This is a genomic window from Kribbella caucasensis, assembly GCF_004361855.1.
Taxonomy (GTDB): domain Bacteria; phylum Actinomycetota; class Actinomycetes; order Propionibacteriales; family Kribbellaceae; genus Kribbella; species Kribbella caucasensis.
On the sequence record NZ_SNWQ01000029.1, the window covers coordinates 67,521 to 89,641 of the forward strand.

Genomic DNA, 22,121 nt, shown 5'->3' on the forward strand with positions numbered 1-22,121 from the left:
TGTCAACACACATGTAAACACTTTTGGAAGGAGGGCTGCTCGTTGACCACCCCCACCGAGGGCAAGTTGATGAAGCGCCCCGAGCGGCGCCGTGCGCTGATCGCGGCCGCGGCGCGCGCTTTCGCCCGCAGCGGTTACGCGGCGACCAACCTCGAGGACGTCGCCGCCGAAGCCGGTGTCAGCCGGGTGCTGATCTACCGGCACTTCGAGTCCAAGGCCGAGTTGTACGAAGCCGTCCTCGCAGACGTCAGCGACAAACTGCGCGACGCCACGGGCCACCCCAACCACACGCCGGCAAGCCTCGATGCACTCGTCGCCGTCGCCCAGGAGATCCCGGACGGGTTCCGCCTCTTCTTCCGCCAATCCGCACAGGAACCCGAGTTCCGCCGGCATGCCGACGAGCTCCGCGCCGCCATGACCGCCACCGCCGAACCCTTACTGCGCGAGGTCATCCACGACGAGGACCGGCTCCAATGGGCTGCCCAGCTCATTCCGACCATCGCAGTCGAGGGCGTCATCGCCTGGCTGGACGCCGGAAAGCCGTCACCGGCCACCGCGGCCGAAACCATCACCAATCTCATCGGCGCCGCCGTCAGGACCATCGCGTCCGCACCACCCGAGGACTGAGGCTGGACGTTCTGGGGCGGCGCGAGGACAGTCGGTGGTAGTGGAAGGAGTCGCATCATGAAGATCCACACCACGTATCTGGACCATGTCGTTCTGTCCGTCTCCGACGTCGCTGCGAGCAGTCGCTGGTGGTCTGCCCTGACCGGCGCGCGGACGACCCAGGACTACGAGGGCGAGGTCTCGCTCCAAGTGGGCGGACAGGCGATCCGGCTGCGGCAAGGGACGCCGGCGCCGAGTGGTTCTGTGAGCATCTGCCTGATCGCGGACGCCTCGATCCACGACCTTTACGAGCGGGCCGAGCAGCTGCACGCCGTCCACGGTTCCATCCATCCGCGGACCGCCGCCACCGCACCCGTCCAGGCCCTCACCCTCGAAGACCCGGACGGCTACAAGGTCGAGCTCGCCACCTACACCCCAGAGGGCGCCCCCATCCGGTAGCGGACTCAGGACTGCGGTCGGTTCAGAGCAGCGAGAGCAGGTGGTCGACGAGATCACCCGGTTCGGCGTGGAGGCTGAACTGGGACTGGATCTGAAGACCGTCGGACACCGCGATCAGGAGGGTGGCGATCTTGTCCGGGTCGGCCGCCGTACTGATCGTCCCGGCCGACTGCCGCGCCCGGACCCCCTCGGCCAACGCCTCGCGAAGGTTCCGGTAGCGCTCGACGAAGTAGTCGTGAGCGCTGTGCTCCGGATCGCCCGCCTCCGCGGAGAAGGTCGAGTAGAGCTGAACCAGGCCAGGGACACCGCTGTTGTGCCGCACGATCGCGCCGAGCTTGCCGATCGCATCCGGCTGATCGCTCAGCCTCTCGGTGTCGGCCGCGTCGCGGGCGCGTAGTACGGCCTCGAACAGCTGCTCCTTCGACCCGAAGTAGTGCAGGAGACCCGCCTCGCTCAGACCGACGGCACTCGCCAGCTCACGCGTCGAGGTCTTCCGGTACCCGTGCTGGGCGATCACCCCGAGCGCCGCCGTCAGGATCTCCTCGCGCTTGGCGACGCCTTTCGCGTACGGACCTCGGGATGGCATGACCAGGATGCTACTCACACCGGAAACGAAAACCTAGCGCTACTCGGTTTTGGCGCGTACAGTCGTCCGCATGAGCCCCAGCCCTGGTGATTTCGAAGCCCTGCTCAGCCGCCTCGCGCTCAAGGAGAAGGTCCGGATTCTGACCGGACAGGACTTCTGGTCCACTCATCCCCTCCCCGGGATCGGCCTGCGGTCGATGGTGCTGTCGGACGGCCCGAGCGGCGTCCGCGGTCCGGTCTGGGACGAGCGCGACCCGTCGCTCAACCTCCCGTCGGCGACCGCGCTCTCGTCGTCCTGGGATCTCGGGATCGCTCATCGGTACGGCGTGGTGTCCGCGCTCGAAGCACGTCGCAAGGGTGTGGACGTCGTGCTCGGGCCGACGATCAACCTGCATCGGTCGCCACTCGGCGGGCGGCACTTCGAGGCGTTCAGCGAGGATCCCGTGCTCACCGGTGAACTCGCCGCCGCCTATGTGGCCGGCGTCCAGGAGCTCGGCGTCGGCGCGACCCCGAAGCACTACGTCGCGAACGACTTCGAGACCGACCGCTTCACCGCGGACGTGGTGGTGAGCGAGCGGGCGCTGCGCGAGGTGTACCTGCTGGCGTTCGAGAAGGCCGTCACCGAGTCCAAGGCGTGGCTGGTGATGAGCGCGTACAACTCGATCAACGGCGCCACCGCGTCCGAGAACGAGTTGCTCGAGACTCCACTCAACACCGACTGGGGTTTCGACGGCGTCGTCGTCAGCGACTGGACCGCCGTACGCAGCGTGGAGAGCGCCAAGCACTCGCAGGACCTGGAGATGCCGGGACCGATCGGGGCGTGGGGGGACGCCCTGGTCGAGGCGGTGCGATCCGGCGAGGTCAAGGAGGACGCGATCGACCGGAAGGTGCTGCGCCTGCTCACGTTGGCCGCTCGGGTCGGCGCGCTCGAAGGGTTCGAGAAGCCGGCCGAGGTCCCTGCTGTAGACGGCGTTGCCTTCGCGCGCACCGCCGCGACCGAGGGATCGGTGCTGCTGCGCAACCATGGCGAGCTGCCGTGGCAATCCGAGACCCTGCGGCGGGTGGCGATGATCGGGCACAACGCACGAGACGCACGGACCCAGGGTGGTGGTAGTGCGACCGTCATTCCGACGTCCGTGGTCTCCCCGCTCGACGGACTCCGCGCGGCCCTCCCCGATGCTGAGATCACCTACTCGATCGGCACGGTCGTCCAGGAAGGTGTTGCCGAACTACCACTGGCCACGATGACCAACCCGGACACCGGTCGGCCCGGCGCAAAGGTGCGCTTCCTCGCCGCGGACGGCACCGAGCTGTACGCCGAGGACCGATTCTCCAGCGCGCTGGTGTACCTCGGCGGGAACGCACCGATCGGTGACACCTCGGTCTTCGAGTTCCGTACGACGTACACGCCGGCCGAGTCCGGCTCGATCCTGCTCGGCTTCGCCACGGTCGGCCGCGGCCGTATCTTTGCCGACGGCAAACTTCTGCGCGAGGACGTCGCCGTACCGGTGGGCACGGATCTCGGCGCCGCGTTGCTGTCACCGCCGTTCATCTCGACCCCGCTCGACGTGATCGCCGGTCAGCCCGTCGACGTCCGGGTGGAGCTTGAACTGCCCGAGCGGGAAGGCGGCCTCAGCAATGCCCTGAGCATCACCGTCGGCGTCCAGCCCGACCCGTCGGATCCGCAGGCCTTGATCGACGAGGCGGTCGAGGCGGCGCGTACGGCGGACGTCGCGGTCGTTGTCGTCGGCACCAATTCCAAGGTCGAGTCCGAGGGCTACGACCGCAGCACCCTCGCGCTCCCCGGTCGTCAGGACGACCTGGTCCGTGCCGTGGCCGCCGCCAACCCGCGGACAGTCGTGGTCGTCAACGCAGGCTCGCCCGTCCTGCTGCCATGGCGTGGCGAAGTTGCCGCACTCCTGGTCACCTACTTTGGTGGCCAGGAGTACGGCAACGCTTTGGCCGACGTTCTGCTCGGCGTCGTGGAGCCCGGCGGTCGGCTCCCCACGACGTGGCCGCGCGAGGAGTCCGACGTACCGGTCATCGACGTCACTCCACAGGACGGTGTCGTCCGCTACGACGAGGGCATCCACATCGGCTACCGCGCCTGGCTCCGCGCCGGCACCGAACCCGCTTTCCCCTTCGGTCACGGCCTCGGCTACACCACCTGGGAACTCACCGACCTCCGCGCCATCGACCCGTCGTCAGTAGCGCTGACCGTCCGCAACACCGGTGGGCAGGCCGGCAAGCACGTCATTCAGGTGTACGCCGAACGCCCCTCGTCGACCGTAGACCGTCCGACTCGCTGGCTAGCCGGCTTCACCGTCGTACGCCTCGATGGCGGAAGTGCCCGGGAGGTCACCGTGCCACTGCACCAGCACACCTTCGAGCACTGGGACAACGGCTGGACCACCGAACCCGGCGAGTTCACCCTCCACGCCGGCTCCTCGGTCACCGACCTCCCCCTCACCACCCAAATCCACCTGCCATAAGCCTTACGTCCGAAGAAGTGTGGCCTATACCCTCACTTCTTCGGACGTCAGCAATCGGGAGGAGGGGTCAGGGCGCGGGTGGTGGGAGGTCGTCGAGGCTGGGGAGCGGGGTGTGGGCGAGCTTGTTCGCCTTGGCCGCGGATACGCCGAACATCCGCAGCAGGTCCTCCGCGATCTGATCGGTCGCCGCCGCGTCGTCGCGATCCGGGCGGTCGAGTAGCAGCTGGCCGAGACCAAGCAGCGCTCCGGCTGCTACCACCATGGCGAGCTCCGGGTCCTCCACCTTGAAGCGACCGGAGTCGATCGCCGCCCGCAGGTCGCGGATCGCGCGCGGCGCCAGGCCGCGGTCGGACGTGATCAGCTCGGTCCCGCTGCGGAGCAGCACGCGGCTGAGCTGAGGCGCCTTGCGGTGTAGCCGCCCGGTCAGCCGGAAGCTGCGCGTGAAGGTCTCGACCGGATCGTCGGACGGCTCGCCCAGCGTGTCCAGGACCGCACCGTGCGCCTCGAGCGCGTCGTCGACGGCGGCCTGGAACAGCTCGTCCTTGGTCTGGAAGTGGTTGTAGAACGATCCCATCCCGACGTCCGCGGCCTTGGTGATCTCCAGGATCGGGGCGTTGAGGTTGCCCTCGGCGATGAACGTCTGCGCGGCGCGTACGAGCGCCGCCCGGGTCCGCATCTTGCGGCGCACCAGGCGGTTCGGCTCCGGCTTCGGCTCTGACTCGGGATCGGCTGCCATGCCCGTCACCCTAGCAGCTGTCGTCAGAGATGACGATATCGTCAGTTTTATGTATGCTGACGATTGCCTCGTAAATGACGATATCGTCAGCACTGGCCGCGGGGCCGGATCGAAGGAGTCTCCGTGTCGTCGTTCCTCTACCGCCTCGGGCGGGCCGCGGCTCGCCTCCGGGTACTGGTCGTCGCCGTGTGGGTGCTCGTCCTGGCCGCGGCCGGCGGTGGCGCGGTCGCCTTCAACCAGGGCACCGACGACACGTTCAGCATCCCCGGCTCGGAATCCCAGGACGCGCTCGACCATCTCGGGCGCGTCTTCCCAGAGGTCAGTGGGACTTCGGCCCAGCTGGTCCTCGTCGTACCGGACGGGCAGAAGGTCGACACGGCCGCAACTCGTACGGCGGTCAACGCCACGGTCGCGCGGATCGGGGAGGTCGACCAGGTCGCGACCGTGGTGAACCCGTTCGGGTCGGACGTGTCGGGCGCCGTGTCGGAGGACGGCCGGGCCGCGCTGATCGCCGTACCGATGACTGTCGACGTGGCTCAGGTTGAGCCGTCCTCCAAGGACGACCTGACCGAGATCGCGAACGACCTGGCATCGACGGTGGGCGGCGGGGCGCACGTGTACACCGGCGGCGACGCGTTCGCCGACAAAGTGCCCAAGCTCAGCCCCACCGAAGGGATCGGTCTGGGCATCGCACTGATCGTGCTGCTGCTGATGTTCCGCTCGATGATCGCGGCGGTGATGCCGCTGCTGACCGCGGTTCTCGGAGTGGGCATCGCGGTCGGGCTGATCTATCTGGCGACGCTGGCGATACCGATCTCGTCGACGGCGCCCATGCTCGCGGTGATGCTCGGCCTGGCCGTCGGGATCGACTACGCCCTGTTCCTGTTGTCGCGGCATCGTGACCAGCTCGCCGAAGGACTGGAGGTCGAGGAGTCGGTCGCCCGGGCCACCGCGACGGCCGGATCGGCGGTCATCTTCGCCGGCCTCACCGTCGTCATCGCGCTGCTGGGCCTGACCATCGCGGGCATTCCGTTCCTGACCACGATGGGTGTCGCCGCCGCGGTGGCCGTCGCGTTCGCAGTGGCGATCGCCGTGACCCTGATCCCGGCGCTGATGTCATTCGCCGGCGACCGACTGCGTCCCAAGACTCCAAAGGGCGCTCCCAAGGCACAACGGCGCCGCCGTATCCGTCTCCCCAAGCCACAGATTGCCCGGGCATGGGTCCGTACGGCGACCAAGGTGCCGCTGCTGACCGTCGTCATCACAGTCGTAGGGCTTGCCGCATGCGCCATCCCGGCGGCCGAGCTGCGCCTGGCGTTGCCGGACAACGGCAGCGAGGAGCACGGGACACCCGCCCAGGTGACGTACGAGGTGGTCAGCGAACACTTCGGCCCCGGCTACAACGGCCCGCTGATCGTGACCGCCGACATCATCCAGAGCACCGACCCGGTCGGCCTGATGAACAAGCTGGCCGCCGAGATCCGGACGATGCCCGGTGTGGCCTCGGTGCCGCTGGCCACGCCGAATCCGAAGGGCGACACGGGCATCATCCAGGTTGTCCCCACCACCGCCGCGGACTCCGCCGAGACCGAGGACCTGGTCAAGCGGCTCCGCGACCAGGAGCAGCATTTCCTCGACGAGTACGGGACGCAGACGGCCGTCACCGGGATCACCGCGGTCGGCATCGACGTCTCCGCCAAACTCGGTCAGGCGCTGCTCCCGTTCGGGATCCTGGTCGTCGGGTTGTCGATGGTCCTGCTGGCGATGGTGTTCCGTTCGATCTGGGTGCCGGTGAAAGCGACCTTCGGCTATCTGCTGTCGGTCGGGGCCGCGTTCGGTGCCACCTCGTTCGTCTTCCAGCAAGGGCATCTGGCGGAGCAGTTGCATGTCGCGCACACCGGCAGCGTGATCAGCTTCCTGCCGATCATCCTGATGGGCGTCCTGTTCGGGCTCGCGATGGACTACGAGGTGTTCCTGGTCTCCCGGATCCGCGAGGACTACGTCCACCACGGCGATCCGCAGCACGCGATCGAGTCCGGTTTCGTGTCCGCGTCGCGGGTCGTGGTCGCGGCCGCGCTGATCATGTTCGCGGTCTTCGCGGCGTTCGTCCCGGAGGGCAGTGCGACGATCAAGCCGATCGCGTTCAGCCTGGCCGTCGGTGTCTTCGTCGATGCGTTCATCGTGCGGATGACCCTCGTACCGGCCGTACTCGCCCTGCTCGGCGAGCGTGCCTGGGGTTTGCCGCCGAAGCTGGATCGCGCGCTGCCCGTGTTCGACGCCGAGGGCGACGCGCTGGTGCACGAGCTGCGGCTGGCCGACTGGCCCGGTACGGACGAGGCGATCAGCGCCCGCGAGCTCAGCCTCGAAGATGATCGCGGTCAGCCGATCTACCACGACGTCGAGATCCACGCGCCGCGCGGCGACACGCTCGTGCTGCACGGCTACGGGTCGGTCGGCAAGACCGCACTCCTGTTCACGCTGGCCGGACGGATCACCAAGCACAAGGGAGATCTGAAGGTTCTCGGCCGGGTTCTCCCCCAGCACAGCCACGCCCTTCGCCGCGAGGTCCATGTGATTCGTTGCCGCGACGTCACCGACCCAGGCGCCGAGGCCGCCGCCGCGATCGCGGACGGCGTCGGCCTGGTGCTGCTCGACGACATCGACGTCGTACTGCGAACCGACGCACGCGACGCACTCCGGGACGTTCTCGCTCGCCCAGGTACGGCGTCGTTCGTGGTCAGTTGCCAAGACCCGGAACGGATCCGGGACCTACTCCCCGCCACCACCCAACTGTTCGGACTGGCTCCTCAGCCAGCGGAGGTTCACTGATGTTCAAGCCATTCGCCAACTCCGCGCGCGTCCCGGACGCCGGGCCACTGACCTGGCGGACCTGGGCCGGGCTGATCGCTGTACCCATCCTCGTCATGAGCCTGCTGACCTGGGCGTTCTGGTCGCCGGACACCAACCACGACACGGCCACCGCGGCCGTCGTCAACAACGACGAGCCGGTCAAGGTCAACAACCAGACGATCCCGCTCGGTCGCACCCTCGCCGGCAACCTGATGAAGAGTGAGGACTCCCCCTACAACTGGGTGCTCACCGACGCCGCCGACGCCGAGGACGGTCTCGCCGACGGTAAGTACGCCGCGGTCGTGACCATCCCGAAGGACTTCTCGGCCCGGACCACCTCGTCCGCGACCGGCAAACCACTGCAGGCATCACAAGCCGTCGTCGACGTGCGAACCTCCAGTACTACGGGAGTCGCGGATCCCGCCCTTGCCACCGAGATCGCGCGAACCACGCAGCAGTCGCTCGATCAACAGGTCGTCGAGACGTACCTGGACAACGTCTACGTCGGGTTCACCAACATCCACGGCCAGCTGGTCAAGGCGGCCGACGGCGCCACCGAGCTCGCGAGGGGCACCAAGCAACTCGTTCCCGGAGCCCAACAGGTCGCGACGGGCTCGAGCAAGTTGTCCACCGCCGCGAACCAGCTGTCCACCGGCGCCAAAGACCTCGCCTCCGGGACCTCGCAGCTCGCGAGCGGGTCGTCGCAGCTGTCGAAGGGCCTCACCCAGGCCGAACGCGACACCGCCCAACTGCCCGCGCTCACCCGGCAACTCGCCACCGGCGCCGAGCAGGTTGCCCAGGGCAATCAGAGGATCGCCTCGACCGTCGTCCCGCTAGCCAACCGGGTGATCGCCGCGCTGGACGCCCTACCGTCGGCCAAGGCCGAGGCCGTCAAGTTCCAGCGGCTGTCGAACCAGTGCACCGCGAACGGCGGGACGCCGCAGTTCTGCCAGCAGCTCGCCAAGGCCTCCCGCGACTTCACCGCGACCGCCGCCAAGATCGACGCCACCAAGACCAAGGTGCGCGCGAACGCCGTACAGATCCGCGACTCCGTCCAGGCGCTTGCCACCGGCTCCCGCAAGGTTGCCAACGGCAACGCCCAGCTGGCCAAGCAGGCCGTGCCACTCACCCGCGGCATCGCGTCGGCGGCACAGGCATCGCGCAAGCTCGCGACCGGCGCGGCGAAGGTCAACACCGGGGCTCAGCAGCTCTCCACCGGGGCACGCCAGCTGTCCACCGGGGCCGCCCAGCTCGCCAAGGGGTCGCAGCAGCTCTCCACAGGCGTGGTCAAGGTCAACACCGGCACCCAGCAGTTGGCCACCGAGCTGAACAAGGGCCGCAACCAGGTCCCCACGTATACGGCCGATGAGCGAGCTCACCTCAAGACGATCGCCGCCGACCCCTCGACCGCCAAGATCGACAGCAGCTCGATTGGTCCGATGGCGCTCACCTTGTTCGCCGCCCTGGCTCTGTGGGCACTGGCGCTGGCGACCTACATCGTCACCCGCGCGGTGCCGGACGCCGTACTCATCGCACGCGAGGCGACCTGGACCATCATCGCCCGTGCCGCCCTGCCGGGAGCGGCCGCGGCCGCGCTTGCCGCCGCGGTCATCACGGCAATCGCCGTACCGGTCCTGGGACTCGGCTTCGTCGCGACGCTGGGCTTCCTCGCGGTGGCGCTGCTGGCCGCGTTCGCCTTCGTCTCCCTCAACCAGGCGGCAGCCGCGATCTTCGGCCGGAGCGGGCGGCTCGCATCCCTCGCCGTCCTCATTCTCGCCGCCGCGACAGGCGCCATCTCAACGCTGCCGTCGCCCTTCTACAGCCTCGCCGACTACCTACCCACCCACGGCGCGGTCCTCGCCCTGCGAGCCGTAGCCACGGACAGCCCCGGCCTTGCCGGCGGTATCGCGGAGCTCGCGACCTGGCTAGTCGTCGGCACCCTGGTCAGCGTCCTCATCACCGACCGCCGTCGCTACCTCTCTCCCCGTCGCCTCCGCCCGACTGCAGTCCTGAGAGGAGCCTGATCATGACAGAGCACGGCACGCACAGCGGCCTCCATACCGAGCAGGGCGCCCTGCCCGATGAGCACTCTGGTCGCGGGAAGAACCCGGTGATCAAGGTCGAGGATCTGGCCTGGCTGGAGTTCGAGAAGCCCAACCTCGTTCGCGCCGAGACGTTCGCGCGGGCGTTCGGATTCGCGGTCGCGGCCCGGACCGCCAGTGAACTCCAGCTGCGCGGTTCGTACGCCGGCTCGCCATGCGTGATCATCCGCCGTGGCCCCAGGTCGCGGTTCGCGGGTGCCGCGTTCCGGGCGGCCGATGCCAAGGACGTGATGCGGCTGGCCAACGCGACCGGCGCGCGGGTCGAGCGACTCCCCGAGAGCCTCGGCGGAACGGTCGTCGACCTCCGCGATCCGAGTGGCGCGCGGGTCCGCGTGGTGAGCGACACGCACCCCCTTCCGGAACTCCCGGCCCAGCAGCCGCACACCTTCAACTTCGGTAGCGAGGTCAACCGGACGAACGCCACCCAACGCCCACCGAGAATCCCGGTGACGGTGCAACGACTGGGCCACGTCGTACTGCAGACCACCCGCTACCGTCAGGCCCTGGACTGGTACCTGGACCATCTCGGCCTGATCGTCAGCGACTTCCTGTACTACGAGGGTCAGCGGGACCGCGGTCCGGTGATGAGCTTCATCCGCTGCGACCGTGGCTCCGTCGCCGCCGACCACCACACGCTCGCCATGACCCTGGGCCCGCGGAACCGCTACGTCCACTCGGCCTATCAGGTGTCGGACCTGGACTCGCTCGCCGCCGGTGGCGAGTATCTGCGCGACCGCGGCTACCACCGATCGTGGGGTATCGGGCGGCATATCCAGGGCAGCCAGATCTTCGACTACTGGCGTGATCCCGACGGATTCCTCGTCGAGCACTTCACCGACGGCGACCTGTTCGACAACACCCTCGAACCGGGCTGGGCGCCGATGACCGCGTCCGGCCTCGCGCAGTGGGGCCCGCCGGTGACCAAGGACTTCATGGGTATCGGCTTCGGCCGGGAGTCCATCGACGAGCTCCGGTCCATCGTGACGTCCCTGCGTGAACCCAACGAATTCGACCTTCGCCGCCTCCGCGGCCTGCTGAAAGTAGCCTCTTCATGAGCATCTCCGTCCTGCGTACCGCCAACGGCGCCTGGTGGGCGCAGACCCCGACCGGCGCCGCGAAGATCCAGACCGCCGCAACGACTACAGGCGAGCTACTGGCGGACCGTGCCGCCATCGACAGCGCAGCCTCCGGGCCTGGGACAGTCCCGGTCGAGAGCTTGAAACTGCTCTCCCCCGTCACCGCGCCCTGCCGGGTGGTCGCCCAGATGACCAACTTCCGGTCGCATCTGAAGGACTCCGGGATGGACCCCGACACCGTCCCGCTGACGTTCTTCCGAAAGACCTCCGGCTCGATCAGCGGCCCGTACGACGCCGTCGTCAAACCGTCACACGTCAAGTTCCTCGACTACGAGGTCGAGATCGGTCTCGTCATCGGCAAGGCCATACCGGTCGGCACCCGGATCACCACCGACAACCTGGCCGAGTACGTCGCCGGCCTCGTCGTCACCAACGACGTGAGCGCGCGCGATCTGCAACTCCCGAAGACCCAGTTCTTCGAGTCCAAGTCGTATCCGACGTTCACGCCGGTCGGTCCCGTCCTGGTCCTGCTCGATGGCGACGAGCTGAAGCGGTTCCCCGATCTGCGGCTACGTCTGACGGTCAACGGCGAGGTCCGGCAGGACAGCACTGTCGAGGGTGACATGGTCTTCCAGCCGGTCGAGGCGCTCCAGGCCCTCAGCCGATTCCAGCGCCTCGACGCGGGCGATCTGTTGCTGACCGGGACGCCGGCAGGCACCGCGCTCCGCGCACCGGCCAAGCCGATCGAGATCATCGGCAGCCTGTTGCCCCCGGCAATGAAGTGGAAGGCGTTCTTCAAACGGCAGGCCGGAAACCCGAGGTACCTGGCCGACGGCGACGTCGTCGAGGTGGGAATCGGCACCGACGACGGAGCGATCGTCCTCGGCACCCAGCGCACGATCGTGCGTGATGCCCGATGAGCGTGGAGCTGCTCTGGCCGGAATTCACCAGTACGGAAGGTCCTCGACAGTTACGCCCTGTCCTGGCGCATCGTTGGGGGGCTCTCGTGACCTCGGTGAACCTCGTCGCCATGCCCCTGGTTGTGCTTCTCGGCGCACTCGGTATCGCCAAGGTGCTCGCGGTCCCGGCGATGCGTGCCGCAGCCGCTCACGCGCACCTCAGCGTGACCGTCTACCGGACCATCGGGGCTACCGAGCTCGCAGCGGTCGCCGGTCTTCTGATCGGGTTCTGGTGGCATCCGGCCGGCGCGTCCGCGGCTGTCGGTGTCGTGCTGCTCATGGTCGGCGCCATCACAGTCCATGTCCGCAACCACGACGCCTTCCTCCGTTGGCTTCCGGCGATCGGAACCGCAGCACTCGCCGTCGCCTACGTGGTGCTGTTGGCGGGAGGGTGGACGTGAGCCTCCCGGTTGTCGTGGTCGGTGCAGGGCCGGCCGGGATCACCGTTGCCACGTTGCTCGCGTCGTACGGCGTCGAGGTGCTGGTGCTGGACCGCTGGCGCGAGGTGTACCCGCAACCGCGGGCGGTTCACCTCGACGACGAGATCTACCGCGTCCTCGCGCAGCTCGGAGTGGCCGACGAGTTCGCCCGGATCTCCCGTCCCACCCAGGGCCTTCGCCTTCAGGACTCGCGGCACCGGGTGATCGCCGAGTTCCGTCGCAACGAGCGCACCGGGCGACATGGGTATCCGCAGGCGAACCTGTTCGACCAGCCCGACCTCGAGGCATTGCTGCGCGCCAATCTGAGCAAGCAGCCGCTGGTCACCTTCCGCGGCGACGTCGAGGTTGTGGCGGTCCACCAGACCTCGGCTGCGGCAGTTCGTCTCGAAGTCCACGACCGTACGAGCGGCGAGTCCGAGACACTGTTCGCGGAGTACGTTCTGGGCTGCGACGGCGCCAACAGCGTCGTACGCCGGTCCATCGGCGCCCGGATGCGTGATCTTGGGTTCAAGCAGCGTTGGCTCGTCGTCGACCTCACCGCCGACCATGAGCTCGGCCAGTGGGACGGCGTGCACCAGGTGTGCGACACCAACCGCGCGGCGACGTACATGCGGATCAACGATCGGCGTCACCGCTGGGAGTTCCAGCTCAAGGATGGTGAGACCAGCGCCGACTACGACTCTCTGACCACGCTGCGACCGTTGCTCCGACCGTGGATCGGCGAATCTTCCGGAGTCGAGATCGTCCGGGTCGCCGAGTACACGTTCCGTGCCCAGGTCGCCGATCGATGGCGCGACCGCCGGGTCTTCCTCGTCGGCGACGCGGCGCACCTGACCCCGCCGTTCATCGGGCAGGGCATGGGCGCCGGGATCCGCGACGCCGTGAACCTGTCGTGGAAGCTGGCCGGCGTGCTCGACGGAACCCTGCCGGAGAACGCTCTCGACACCTACCAACGGGAACGGCGACCGCATGCGACCCAGATGATCCTGCGGGCGGTCGCGGTCGGCACAGTGATGACGTACGGCGGTCGTGTCGGGGACGTACTTCGTCGGCTCGTCACGCCTCGACTGCACCTGATTCCCGGCGTACATGCGCGACTGCTGGACAGCGTCACACCACGCCTCCGTCCGAGTCTCGTCGTACGGCGTCGCTGGGACCGTGGACCTGCCGGTGCACTGTGCCCGAACGCACCAATCAGTGGGACCACCCGATTCGACGACCACGCCGCCGGACGCTTCGCCCTCGTCTCCACCCAACCCCTCTCCGCAGAACAACAAGCCGAAGCGGAGTCACGCGGCATCGTCGTACTCGAGTCCCAGCGAGGCGAACCGCTCAACTCCTGGCTCACCCATGCGCACAAGACAGCCGCCCTGGTCCGCCCTGATGCAGGGGTACTGGTCTCATCAGAGCGGCTCCAAGACACCCTTCGAGTCGCCGCGGAGCTCGGAATCCGGCGCAGCCTGACTTCTCGATAAGGAACCAGGCCAATTCAGGTCATCGGGGGCATGAACGACGGTCCGACCCGGTGGTCGGCGACGAGTGACGTTGCGAGGTCCATCGTCGCTGCGTCCAGGGCGGTCGGCTCGAGCGGGTCGGTTACGGCGTAGGCGGCCAGGATCCGGCGCTCGACTGTCGCCGCGTCCACGCCTGGCACCTCCGCCGACACCGAACCGACCGACGTCGCCTCGAAGGGGAGCTCCAGATGGCAATAGACGTCGGTCAACAGCGGCCGGAGCTGCTGTTCGTCGCCGACTACGATCAGCGCGCTGAACAGCCAGCCGTTGCGGACGACCCGCTGCCCCGTGCCCACCAACTTCGCCACACCACGCGCGTTGACGCTGTGGGCGCCCGGACAGTACTCGCCTGGCACCGCACCTACCCTTGCGTCCGCGCCGAGCTCGCGCAGTACGCCGGCATACAGCTCACCGAACTGCCTGAAGCGAGACTCCAGCCCCTCCGGTGCCAGTACTTCATGCTTGACGTGGTCAACCACGAGCGCCGAGGGCGTATAGGCGACCGGGCGCCCGCCCACCGCCCGCACCAACGGCTGGAAGCCCGCCGAGCGAGCGGCACCCACCGCGGCCCCAAACCCAGGATGGTGCGTGTCCCGCCGCCCGAAGACCAGCACCGGAGCAGCCGGCCGGTAGATCCGCAGCGCCTCCGTCACCTCAGCAGACGAAGCACGCCTGACCAAGGCATGAGCAACCGCCAACTCCACGGCCTCATCGCCACCACCCACCGCACCCGAGAAGAACCGCACCCCCGAATCGTGGCACGCCTGGACCACGGCTCACTGCTCGGGTTCGCTGCCGTCCTCGTTGAGCCCGAGGTCCGACATACCGAGGACGGTGTCGGCGAAGTGCTGGTGCATCCAAGCAAGGTGGTCCCATCGGCTGTCGACGATCCGGTGGGTGTCCCATGCCGGGATGTCCTGCTGTCCGAAGATCGCCATCTTGTCCGGATCGACCTCGTAGATGTGGTCGAACCGCATCACCACGTCGTCGGTGATCCGCCGCGGGTCGGGCGGTTTCTGCGCGGAAAGCCGGAAGCCGAACATCACTCTTCAGTCCTCGTAGGCCTGGTCAAGCAGGTACTTGCCAGGATTCATGACGTTGTTGGGATCCAGCGCGCGCTTGATCTTCTTCATCACGTCGAAGGCCCCGCCGAGCTCCTGCGGCACGTACTCCACGTCGCCGGCTCGGCTCGCCCCGTGGCAGGCGCTGATCGACCCGCCGTACCTCAGCGTCACCTCGGTGATCTCGCGCTTGCAGTTCAACCAGGCCTCCCACATCTCGTCATCGAGCTTCTGCTCCCAGATGCCGATGTCGATCTCGACGAGATAGTCGCCCCACGGCTTGTACGCCCCGTTGGTGTAGGCGAACATGCCCCAGTCGTCGAAGATGCCGTACCGCCGGATGTAGTGGTCGGCGATCGCGTGCCACTCCTCCCGGACGCGCGGCAGCACGCTGTAGTTCAGCGCCGCGTCCTCGCAGTGCCAAGACATGGGTGCGACCTCGCCGGTACGCAGCCGGCCGTGCAGCGGGATCGCGTACCTGTCGTGGCGGGCCGCCCAGTCGCCCTGGCTGATCTCGTCGCCCAGATAACTGCCCCCGGACTCCCGCCCGATCCGCATGATCTCCCGTGCGGCCGGGACCACCTCGGCCTTGTTGCCGTACATCGCCACCGCCACCACGCTCTTCAACCAGTCCGGCTGCTCGATGTAGGCCTCGTCGTCCCGGCGAAGGTACGCGAGCTTCCACTCGTCGAAGAGCACCACTCCGGCGAGGGTCGCGAAACCGGACTTGGCCAATGCTCCGGTGCTCCGCCACGCGGTGTCGTAGTCGCGGTAGCCGAAGAACGCGGCGAACTCCGCCTGCGGGCGGGGCACCAGCTCGAGCGTTGCCTCGGTGACCACGCCGAGCGTACCCTCGTGGCCGAAGAACAGCGGCTTGATCGTGTACCCAGTGGATGCCTTGCGCAACTTACGCCCGCCGCCCTCGCCGACGCGGATCACGTCGCCGGTGGGGAGCACCACCTCCATCGAGCAGACCAGGTCGCGGGTATGGCCGTAGCGGGCCCCGATCAACGACCAGCCGCTGGTGCCGATCCGGCCGCCGACCATCGAGCAGGGGTAGCTCGCCGGATTGTCCGGGAACATCACGCCGTGCGGCTGGAGCACCTCGTTGAGCTTGAGCATGTTGATGCCCGGCTGCACCGTGACCGTGCGGTCCACCAGGTCGATCTCGCGGATCTCGTTCATCCGCTTCACATCGAGCAGGATCCCGCCCCGCAGCGGAGTGGCTCCATCGGTCAGACCCGTCCCGGCCGCCCGCGGCACCACCGGCGTACCGGTGCGGTTCGCGAGGCGGACGATCTCGGCGACCTGCTCGGTGGTGCGGGGCAACACCACAACGTCGGGGACGTACTCCTTCCAGCGGTGCACCGGGAACGGCGCCGGCGTCCGAGTCCGGTTCCATCGCGCCGGCTTGCCCGTCAGGACGCCGTCCTCGCCGAGGATGCCGACCAGTTCGTCGTACAGCGCATCGGAGATCGCCATCGTGGTCATGTCGTCACCGCCGTCACCTCGAGCCCGGCGGACTCAGCCACCAGCTCCATCAGGTCGCGGACCTCGATGTCACGCGTCTCCCCAGCTGCGGCCAACGGACGCTCCGACCAGACGCAAGCACTGACCAAGAGGTCGACGTCCAACGCGGCCGCCCGGTCGAGCCGCTGCTGGCTGATCGCCGCGGTGATCTCCGGCCGTTCGATACTCAGTCCGCCGCCCGCACCTGAGCAGTACGACCACTGCGTCACATGATCGACGTCGCGGAAATCCAGACCCGGAATCGCTCGCAGGATCTCCCGCGGCGACTTGTGGATGCCCTTGCGCTTGTTCAGCCGGCAGGGATCGTGGTACGTCGCCACGCGCTCGATCGGCACCATCAGCGACAGCTTCCCGTCCCGGATCAACTCGGCCACGAGCTCGGTGATGTGCACGATCTCGAACTCATAGTCGACACCGAAGTACTTCGGATAATCCTCGGTGAACGTGATGTAGTCGTGCGGGTCGAGCGTGATGATCCGGCTGGCCCCGATACCGCGCCAATCGGCCACATTGTGTACGGCGAACTCCCGGGACCGAGCCACATACCCCATCTCGGCAGCCGGTCCGCCGCAGCACCACTGTTCTCGCATCAGCCCGAAGTCGACCCCACCCTTCTGCAGGATCCGGGCTACCGCGCGAGGCAGCGTCGTACGGTAGAATGCCGCCTCGCAGTCGACGAACAGCACGGTCTCACCGCCGACGCCGAGACCGAGTCCGTCTGCCCAGTTCGCGACGTTCTCCTGGGCGACCGGAACATCGAGCACCGGTTCGTTCTTCCGGTCCACGGTCGCCTCGACCCAGCGCTTCCAGTTCGGCTGCTCGATCCCCGAGTCCACGGCCAGCGCCCGCATCGCTTTGACGACGTCGACCGTCCGCGTCCGGGCCCGGTAGAAGTCGCCGGCCATCAGCGTGTTGGGGCAGCGCAACTCGCAGGCGCCGCACTGGGTGCAGTGGACATAGTCCTCGGCGACGTCGGCCACGGTGAGCGCGCCTTGCTCCATCGCCACGATGTTCGCGTGGAACGCCGTCGGCGAGTGGTTCTCGTTCTGCGTGACCTGCATGACCGGGCACACGTTGCGGCAGAACTTGTGGCCAGAGCTGAAACAGCCGTACGCCGGGTCACGCCACCGCTCGACGAACTCCCGCTGCTGGTCCTCGGCTTCGGTGGTCATGATTCCTCATCCGAGTTCGGGCATCACCTTGTCGTGGATCAGGCGCAGCTGTCCCTGGACGTCCGGGACGCCGGAGATCTCCTTGCCGCTGAACGCCTTCACCATCATCGGGTCGGTGACCGCGGCGATGATGTGATTGACGCCGGTGGGCAGGATGTCGGTCTTGAGCTTGGCGACACATTCCTCCGGCGTCCCGGACACGGACAGCGTGGCCGCAAGCTCCGGCGACGTCAGTTCGATGGCCCGGTCGATCTGGCCGGCACCGAGGGCGTCGATGATCGGCTGCAGGTCGTCGCGGTTGAGCCCGTGCCGGGCGAGCTGGTTGGCCGGCATCGACGAGATGTAGAAACCGACCATGATCCGCGCCGCTCGCTTGGCCGCCTCGGAATCCTCGGCCACGGCGAACACCACCCACGCGCCCAAGTCGAAGTCGTCCAGACTGCGGCCGGACTTGTCCAGGCCCAGCTTGACGTGCTCGGCGACGTATTCGTAGTTCTCCCGTGAATAGCCGAGCGCGTGGTGCATCCCGTCGGCGATCTCACCCGCGACCTCGAACGAGCGCGGTCCGCCCATCGCGCCCATCTTCAGCGGGATCTTCTCCTGCACAGGGCGTGCGAAGGTGAACAACCCGGAGTACTTGAAGAATTCACCGTCGAAGGTGATCGCGCCGTCGGCGAGGAAGCGGCGCATCACTTCGATACCCTCCCGGACCCGCGACAGCGGTTTCATCGACTTCCAGTCGATCTGGTACTGCTCGAGCAGGCCGAGGTTGCCGAAGCTGACGACTGCCTCGGCTCGTCCGCCGGACAGTTCGTCGAGCGTGGCCAGCATCTGGCAGATGTGGGTCGGCTCGCGCAGGATCACATGCGTGACGTTCGGCCCGAGGCGGATGTTCTTCGTCTTGTCGGCCGCTGCGGCGAACAGCAGCCACATGTCCTTGTGCCAGGTCTCGTCGACGCTGTACGCGGCGTAGAACCCCAACTCGTCCGCGGTCTTGATCATGTCGATACAGTCCGTGAGCGGGTAGTCGGGAAGCTGGACGTAACTGAACCGCACCATCAGTTGCTCCTCTCAACGCCGAGCGCAAGGGGCGGCAGTGAAAACGGGCGGCAACTGCATGGCTCGGACCCCATTCAGAATCTTTTCACTGTAGCCAGCCGATCACGATTTTGTCTGTGCCTGGTCGTCGTCCGTGACCATGGACTTTCCGCGACTTTTCCTCAACCCTGGCGATGTGGGCGAGTCATCGGAGGGTCCTGATGAGCGCGAAGCGAACGGTCCGCAATTTCGTCGACGGTGAGTTCCGAGACGCCGCCGACGGCCGTACGACCGACCTGGTCAACCCGGCGACCAGCGAGGCGTTCGGCACCGCCCCACTGTCCGGACCGGCGGAGGTCGACACCGCGATGCGGGCCGCGGCCAAGGCTTTCGAGACCTGGCGGGAGACGACACCGAGCGAGCGGCAGCGGGCGCTTTCGAAGCTCGCCGACACGATGGAGGCACGCGCGGACGAACTGGTCGCGGCCGAGTCGGAGAACACCGGCAAGCCGATCGGGCTGACCATGACCGAGGAGATCCCGCCGATGGTCGACCAGCTCAGGTTCTTCGCCGGCGCCGCGCGGGTGCTCGAGGGCAAGGCGGCGGGCGAGTACCTGGCGGGACACACGTCGTTCGTCCGGCGGGAGCCGATCGGGGTGTGCGCGCAGGTGACGCCGTGGAACTACCCGATGATGATGGCCGTCTGGAAGTTCGCGCCCGCGCTGGCGGCAGGCAACACGGTGGTGCTCAAGCCGAGCGACACCACGCCGGTGACCACGGTGATGCTGGCCGAGCTGGCCGCGGAGTTCTTCCCGCCGGGCGTGTTCAACGTGGTGTGCGGCGACCGGGACACCGGGCGCGCGCTGATCGAGCACGAGGTGCCGCAGATGGTCTCGATCACCGGCTCGGTGCGGGCCGGCATGGAGGTGGCAGAGGCCGCGACGCGCGACCTCAAGCGGGTGCACCTGGAGCTTGGCGGCAAGGCGCCAGTGGTGGTGTTCGACGACGCCGACGTGGCGAAGGCCGCGGAGGCGATCGCGGTCGCCGGCTACTTCAACGCCGGGCAGGACTGTACAGCCGCCACGCGGGTGCTCGCCGGGCCGCGGTTGTACGACGACTTCGTCGCGGCGCTCACCGAGCAGGCGAAGAACACGAAGACGGGCATGCCCGGCGACGAGGACGTGCTGTACGGCCCGCTGAACAACCCGAACCAGCTGGATCGGGTGAGTGGCTTCGTGCAGCGGCTGCCCGATCATGCCCAGCTTCAGGCCGGCGGCACGCGGGTGAACGAGCGCGGTTTCTTCTACGCGCCCACGGTCGTGTCGGGGCTGCGCCAGGAAGACGAGGCCAGCCAGCAGGAGATCTTCGGTCCGGTCATCACCGTCCAACGGTTCAGTGACGAGGACGAGGCGGTGCGTTGGGCCAACGGCGTGCGGTACGGCCTGGCGTCCTCGGTCTGGACCCGTGACCACGGCCGGGCGATGCGGGTCGCGAAGAGTCTCGACTTCGGCTGTGTCTGGATCAACTGCCACATTCCGCTGGTCGCGGAGATGCCGCACGGTGGCTTCAAGCACTCGGGTTACGGCAAGGACCTGTCGATGTACGGCCTGGAGGACTACACCCGGGTCAAGCACGTGATGACCAATATCGAGGCGTGACCGTGCTGCCCCAGGAACGCCGAGTCGTCACGGAGATCCCCGGTCCCCGGTCGCGGGAGCTGCTGACGCGACGCGAATCCGCGGTGGCGCGCGGGCTGAGCATCATGCTCCCGGTGTTCGTCGAGCGGGCCGGTGGGGGTGTGCTCATCGATGCCGATGGCAACTCGCTCATCGACTTCGGCTCGGGGATCGCCGTCACGAGCGTGGGCAACAGCGCCGAGCAGGTCGCCGCCGCGGTCGCCGAGCAGGTCAGGCGGTTCACCCACACCTGCATGATGGTGACGCCGTACGAGGGCTACCTGGCTGTCTGCGAGGAGCTGAACGCGCTGACTCCCGGCGACCACGAGAAGCGGTCCGTACTGTTCAACTCCGGCGCCGAAGCGGTGGAGAACGCCGTCAAGATCGCCCGCGCCCACACGGGCCGGCGGTCCGTGGTGGCGTTCGACCACGGCTACCACGGCCGCACCAACCTGACGATGGCGTTGACCGCGAAGAACATGCCGTACAAGCACTCCTTCGGCCCGTTCGCGCCCGAGGTCTACCGCGCCCCCGTGTCGTACCCGTTCCGTGAGCCGCTGCCGATCAGTGGCGAGGAGGCGGCCGAGCGCGCGATCGCTGTGATCGACACGCAGGTCGGCGCGGATAACACCGCCTGCCTGGTGATCGAGCCGATCCAGGGCGAAGGCGGGTTCGTTGTCCCGGCACCCGGGTTCCTGCCGCGCCTCGCGGCGTACTGCCGGGACAACGGGATCGTCTTCGTCGCCGACGAGATCCAGACCGGGTTCTGCCGGACCGGCGACTGGTTCGCCTGCGAGCACGAGGGGGTGGTGCCCGACGTGGTGACCACCGCGAAGGGGATCGCCGGCGGCCTACCGCTGTCCGCCGTGACCGGGCGGGCAGAGATCATGGACGCGCCGCACGCCGGCGGCCTCGGGGGCACCTACGGCGGCAACCCGGTCGCCTGCGCCGCTGCTCTTGGCGCGATCGCGACAATGCGGGAGCTCGATCTGTGCGCCCGCGCCCGGCGGACGGGTGAGTTGCTGCTGACCCGGTTACGGCAGCTGGCCGATCGCCATCCCGTGATCGGCGATGTGCGTGGTCGCGGCGCGATGGTGGCGATCGAACTGGTGCACCCCGGCACCAAGCAGCCCAACCCGATCGCCACACAGGCCGCCGCGAAGGCCTGTCACGCCGAGGGTCTCGTAGTCCTCACGGCAGGAACTTTCGGCAACGTACTGCGATTCCTGCCGCCGCTCGTCATACCCGAGGACCTGCTCGCCCAAGGCCTCGACATCGTAGCCAAGGCACTCCCCACCGACTGATCGGGGAAAACGCCCGCCTGCCACGTCGCCTAGGGCAACGGTTTCGCTTCGGCGATGCAGCTCGGATCAGCTGCGGCAGGTTTTCCACAGGTTGCGAAGTCGTCCGTTCAGCTCGTCGGAAAGCCCATATGTTCTTGGGCAAGGAGGTGCTCGTTGACGTCCTCCCCGCCCGTGAAGAACGGGGATTCCAACTACTACGTGGAGGTAGCGTGTTGAGGTTCACGCTTCGGCGAGGCCCGTGGTGGCGTCTCTCGGCGTGCGCTGACGGCCCGTCCGGCCGCGATGTTGACAGCCGCGTTCACGTCCGCGTTCGCCCGATGTCCGCAGGCCACGCACCGGAACACCGCTTGGCTCTCGCGGCTTCCCGGCGCGCAGTGCCCGCAGACGCTACAGGTCTGCGACGTGTACGCAGGATCCAGCTTTTCCGGCTCTTCAAACTTGACCGGGCAGCGATTCTGGTCTGGCTGTGCTCCGGCGTGATTGCCGGGTGCAGAAGTACCGTACTCGGCGGCGTTGGTTGT

At 67.8% G+C, this 22,121-nt stretch carries 19 protein-coding genes; 11 read left to right on the top strand and 8 right to left on the bottom strand.

What is annotated here, in order from left to right; translation table 11 throughout:
* Positions 1 to 42 precede the first annotated feature (42 nt).
* Both EV643_RS38040 and EV643_RS38045 read left to right on the top strand, forming a co-directional pair.
* Complete coding sequence (locus EV643_RS38040; RefSeq protein ID WP_202869940.1) at positions 43 to 627, top strand: TetR/AcrR family transcriptional regulator; 585 nt, start codon at positions 43 to 45, stop codon at positions 625 to 627.
* A 57-nt stretch (positions 628 to 684) separates the two neighbouring features.
* Positions 685 to 1,065, top strand: a complete 381-nt coding sequence (locus EV643_RS38045; RefSeq protein ID WP_133805074.1) for a VOC family protein — start codon at positions 685 to 687, stop codon at positions 1,063 to 1,065.
* Positions 1,066 to 1,087: 22 nt separating this feature from the next.
* Here the strand turns inward: EV643_RS38045 and EV643_RS38050 are convergent, their stop codons facing one another.
* Positions 1,088 to 1,651, bottom strand: coding sequence for a TetR/AcrR family transcriptional regulator (locus EV643_RS38050; protein WP_133805075.1), 564 nt, complete (start codon positions 1,649 to 1,651; stop codon positions 1,088 to 1,090).
* Between the two features lie 70 nt (positions 1,652 to 1,721).
* On the opposite strand from EV643_RS38050, the gene EV643_RS38055 reads away from it, so the two are divergent.
* Positions 1,722 to 4,142: a beta-glucosidase family protein gene (locus EV643_RS38055; RefSeq protein WP_133805076.1), complete on the top strand. Its 2,421-nt coding sequence runs from the start codon at positions 1,722 to 1,724 to the stop codon at positions 4,140 to 4,142.
* Positions 4,143 to 4,209: 67 nt separating this feature from the next.
* Here EV643_RS38055 and EV643_RS38060 read toward each other — a convergent pair whose 3' ends face one another.
* Positions 4,210 to 4,878: a TetR/AcrR family transcriptional regulator gene (locus EV643_RS38060; protein ID WP_133805077.1), complete on the bottom strand. Its 669-nt coding sequence runs from the start codon at positions 4,876 to 4,878 to the stop codon at positions 4,210 to 4,212.
* Positions 4,879 to 5,001: 123 nt separating this feature from the next.
* Between EV643_RS38060 and EV643_RS38065 the strand changes: the two genes are divergently transcribed.
* The 6 genes from EV643_RS38065 (at position 5,002) to mhpA (ending at position 13,780) form a co-directional block, all read left to right on the top strand.
* Entirely contained in the window at positions 5,002 to 7,707 is a 2,706-nt protein-coding gene (locus EV643_RS38065; protein ID WP_133805078.1) for an MMPL family transporter, read from the top strand.
* A complete protein-coding gene (locus EV643_RS38070; protein WP_133805079.1) occupies positions 7,707 to 9,752 on the top strand; it encodes a YhgE/Pip family protein in 2,046 nt (681 codons plus the stop codon). The genes EV643_RS38065 and EV643_RS38070 overlap by 1 nt, the downstream gene beginning before the upstream one ends.
* A gap of 2 nt (positions 9,753 to 9,754) precedes the next feature.
* Positions 9,755 to 10,885, top strand: coding sequence for a VOC family protein (locus EV643_RS38075; protein ID WP_133805080.1), 1,131 nt, complete (start codon positions 9,755 to 9,757; stop codon positions 10,883 to 10,885).
* On the top strand, positions 10,882 to 11,826 hold the full coding sequence (locus tag EV643_RS38080; RefSeq protein ID WP_133805081.1) for a fumarylacetoacetate hydrolase family protein: 945 nt from the start codon (positions 10,882 to 10,884) through the stop codon (positions 11,824 to 11,826). The genes EV643_RS38075 and EV643_RS38080 overlap by 4 nt, the downstream gene beginning before the upstream one ends.
* 110 nt (positions 11,827 to 11,936) lie before the next feature.
* Positions 11,937 to 12,266, top strand: a complete 330-nt coding sequence (locus tag EV643_RS38085) for a DoxX family protein (protein ID WP_202869941.1) — start codon at positions 11,937 to 11,939, stop codon at positions 12,264 to 12,266.
* Complete coding sequence (mhpA, locus tag EV643_RS38090; protein WP_133805083.1) at positions 12,263 to 13,780, top strand: bifunctional 3-(3-hydroxy-phenyl)propionate/3-hydroxycinnamic acid hydroxylase MhpA; 1,518 nt, start codon at positions 12,263 to 12,265, stop codon at positions 13,778 to 13,780. The genes EV643_RS38085 and mhpA overlap by 4 nt, the downstream gene beginning before the upstream one ends.
* 14 nt (positions 13,781 to 13,794) lie before the next feature.
* Here mhpA and EV643_RS38095 read toward each other — a convergent pair whose 3' ends face one another.
* Genes EV643_RS38095 through EV643_RS38115 form a run of 5 tightly spaced genes read right to left on the bottom strand, consistent with a single transcriptional unit; the run spans position 13,795 to position 18,641 of the window.
* Positions 13,795 to 14,592 carry a lipoate--protein ligase family protein gene (locus tag EV643_RS38095; RefSeq protein ID WP_440589997.1) on the bottom strand — a complete coding sequence of 266 codons (798 nt, stop codon included), beginning with the start codon at positions 14,590 to 14,592 and terminating at the stop codon, positions 13,795 to 13,797.
* A gap of 3 nt (positions 14,593 to 14,595) precedes the next feature.
* A complete protein-coding gene (locus tag EV643_RS38100; protein ID WP_133805085.1) occupies positions 14,596 to 14,862 on the bottom strand; it encodes a hypothetical protein in 267 nt (88 codons plus the stop codon).
* Positions 14,863 to 14,868: 6 nt separating this feature from the next.
* Positions 14,869 to 16,371, bottom strand: a complete 1,503-nt coding sequence (locus EV643_RS38105; protein ID WP_202869943.1) for an FAD-binding oxidoreductase — start codon at positions 16,369 to 16,371, stop codon at positions 14,869 to 14,871.
* Positions 16,368 to 17,582, bottom strand: a complete 1,215-nt coding sequence (locus tag EV643_RS38110; RefSeq protein WP_133805086.1) for a (Fe-S)-binding protein — start codon at positions 17,580 to 17,582, stop codon at positions 16,368 to 16,370. Before EV643_RS38110 ends, EV643_RS38105 begins: the two co-directional genes overlap by 4 nt.
* A 6-nt stretch (positions 17,583 to 17,588) precedes the next feature.
* Positions 17,589 to 18,641: an LLM class flavin-dependent oxidoreductase gene (locus EV643_RS38115; protein ID WP_202869944.1), complete on the bottom strand. Its 1,053-nt coding sequence runs from the start codon at positions 18,639 to 18,641 to the stop codon at positions 17,589 to 17,591.
* A 200-nt stretch (positions 18,642 to 18,841) separates the two neighbouring features.
* Between EV643_RS38115 and EV643_RS38120 the strand changes: the two genes are divergently transcribed.
* Entirely contained in the window at positions 18,842 to 20,278 is a 1,437-nt protein-coding gene (locus EV643_RS38120; protein ID WP_133805087.1) for a gamma-aminobutyraldehyde dehydrogenase, read from the top strand.
* Positions 20,275 to 21,600 (top strand): 4-aminobutyrate--2-oxoglutarate transaminase, encoded by a 1,326-nt coding sequence (gene gabT, locus EV643_RS38125; RefSeq protein ID WP_133805088.1) that lies wholly within the window; start codon positions 20,275 to 20,277, stop codon positions 21,598 to 21,600. Before EV643_RS38120 ends, gabT begins: the two co-directional genes overlap by 4 nt.
* Before the next feature lie 194 nt (positions 21,601 to 21,794).
* On the opposite strand, the gene EV643_RS38130 is transcribed toward gabT, so the two are convergent.
* Complete coding sequence (locus EV643_RS38130) at positions 21,795 to 22,019, bottom strand: zinc ribbon domain-containing protein (RefSeq protein WP_238166090.1); 225 nt, start codon at positions 22,017 to 22,019, stop codon at positions 21,795 to 21,797.
* Positions 22,020 to 22,121: the final 102 nt, after the last annotated feature.

Bases quoted from the DNA above. Each gene is read 5' to 3' on its own strand.
- EV643_RS38110 (WP_133805086.1), bottom strand. From the start codon at position 17,582: ATGACCACCGAAGCCGAGGACCAGCAGCGGGAGTTCGTCGAGCGGTGG.
- EV643_RS38115 (WP_202869944.1), bottom strand. From the start codon at position 18,641: ATGGTGCGGTTCAGTTACGTCCAGCTTCCCGACTACCCGCTCACGGAC.
- EV643_RS38045 (WP_133805074.1), top strand. From the start codon at position 685: ATGAAGATCCACACCACGTATCTGGACCATGTCGTTCTGTCCGTCTCC.
- EV643_RS38055 (WP_133805076.1), top strand. From the start codon at position 1,722: ATGAGCCCCAGCCCTGGTGATTTCGAAGCCCTGCTCAGCCGCCTCGCG.
- EV643_RS38120 (WP_133805087.1), top strand. From the start codon at position 18,842: ATGAGCGCGAAGCGAACGGTCCGCAATTTCGTCGACGGTGAGTTCCGA.
- EV643_RS38060 (WP_133805077.1), bottom strand. From the start codon at position 4,878: ATGGCAGCCGATCCCGAGTCAGAGCCGAAGCCGGAGCCGAACCGCCTG.
- EV643_RS38100 (WP_133805085.1), bottom strand. From the start codon at position 14,862: ATGTTCGGCTTCCGGCTTTCCGCGCAGAAACCGCCCGACCCGCGGCGG.
- EV643_RS38085 (WP_202869941.1), top strand. From the start codon at position 11,937: ATGCCCCTGGTTGTGCTTCTCGGCGCACTCGGTATCGCCAAGGTGCTC.
- EV643_RS38075 (WP_133805080.1), top strand. From the start codon at position 9,755: ATGACAGAGCACGGCACGCACAGCGGCCTCCATACCGAGCAGGGCGCC.
- EV643_RS38050 (WP_133805075.1), bottom strand. From the start codon at position 1,651: ATGCCATCCCGAGGTCCGTACGCGAAAGGCGTCGCCAAGCGCGAGGAG.
- EV643_RS38080 (WP_133805081.1), top strand. From the start codon at position 10,882: ATGAGCATCTCCGTCCTGCGTACCGCCAACGGCGCCTGGTGGGCGCAG.
- EV643_RS38070 (WP_133805079.1), top strand. From the start codon at position 7,707: ATGTTCAAGCCATTCGCCAACTCCGCGCGCGTCCCGGACGCCGGGCCA.
- EV643_RS38105 (WP_202869943.1), bottom strand. From the start codon at position 16,371: ATGACCACGATGGCGATCTCCGATGCGCTGTACGACGAACTGGTCGGC.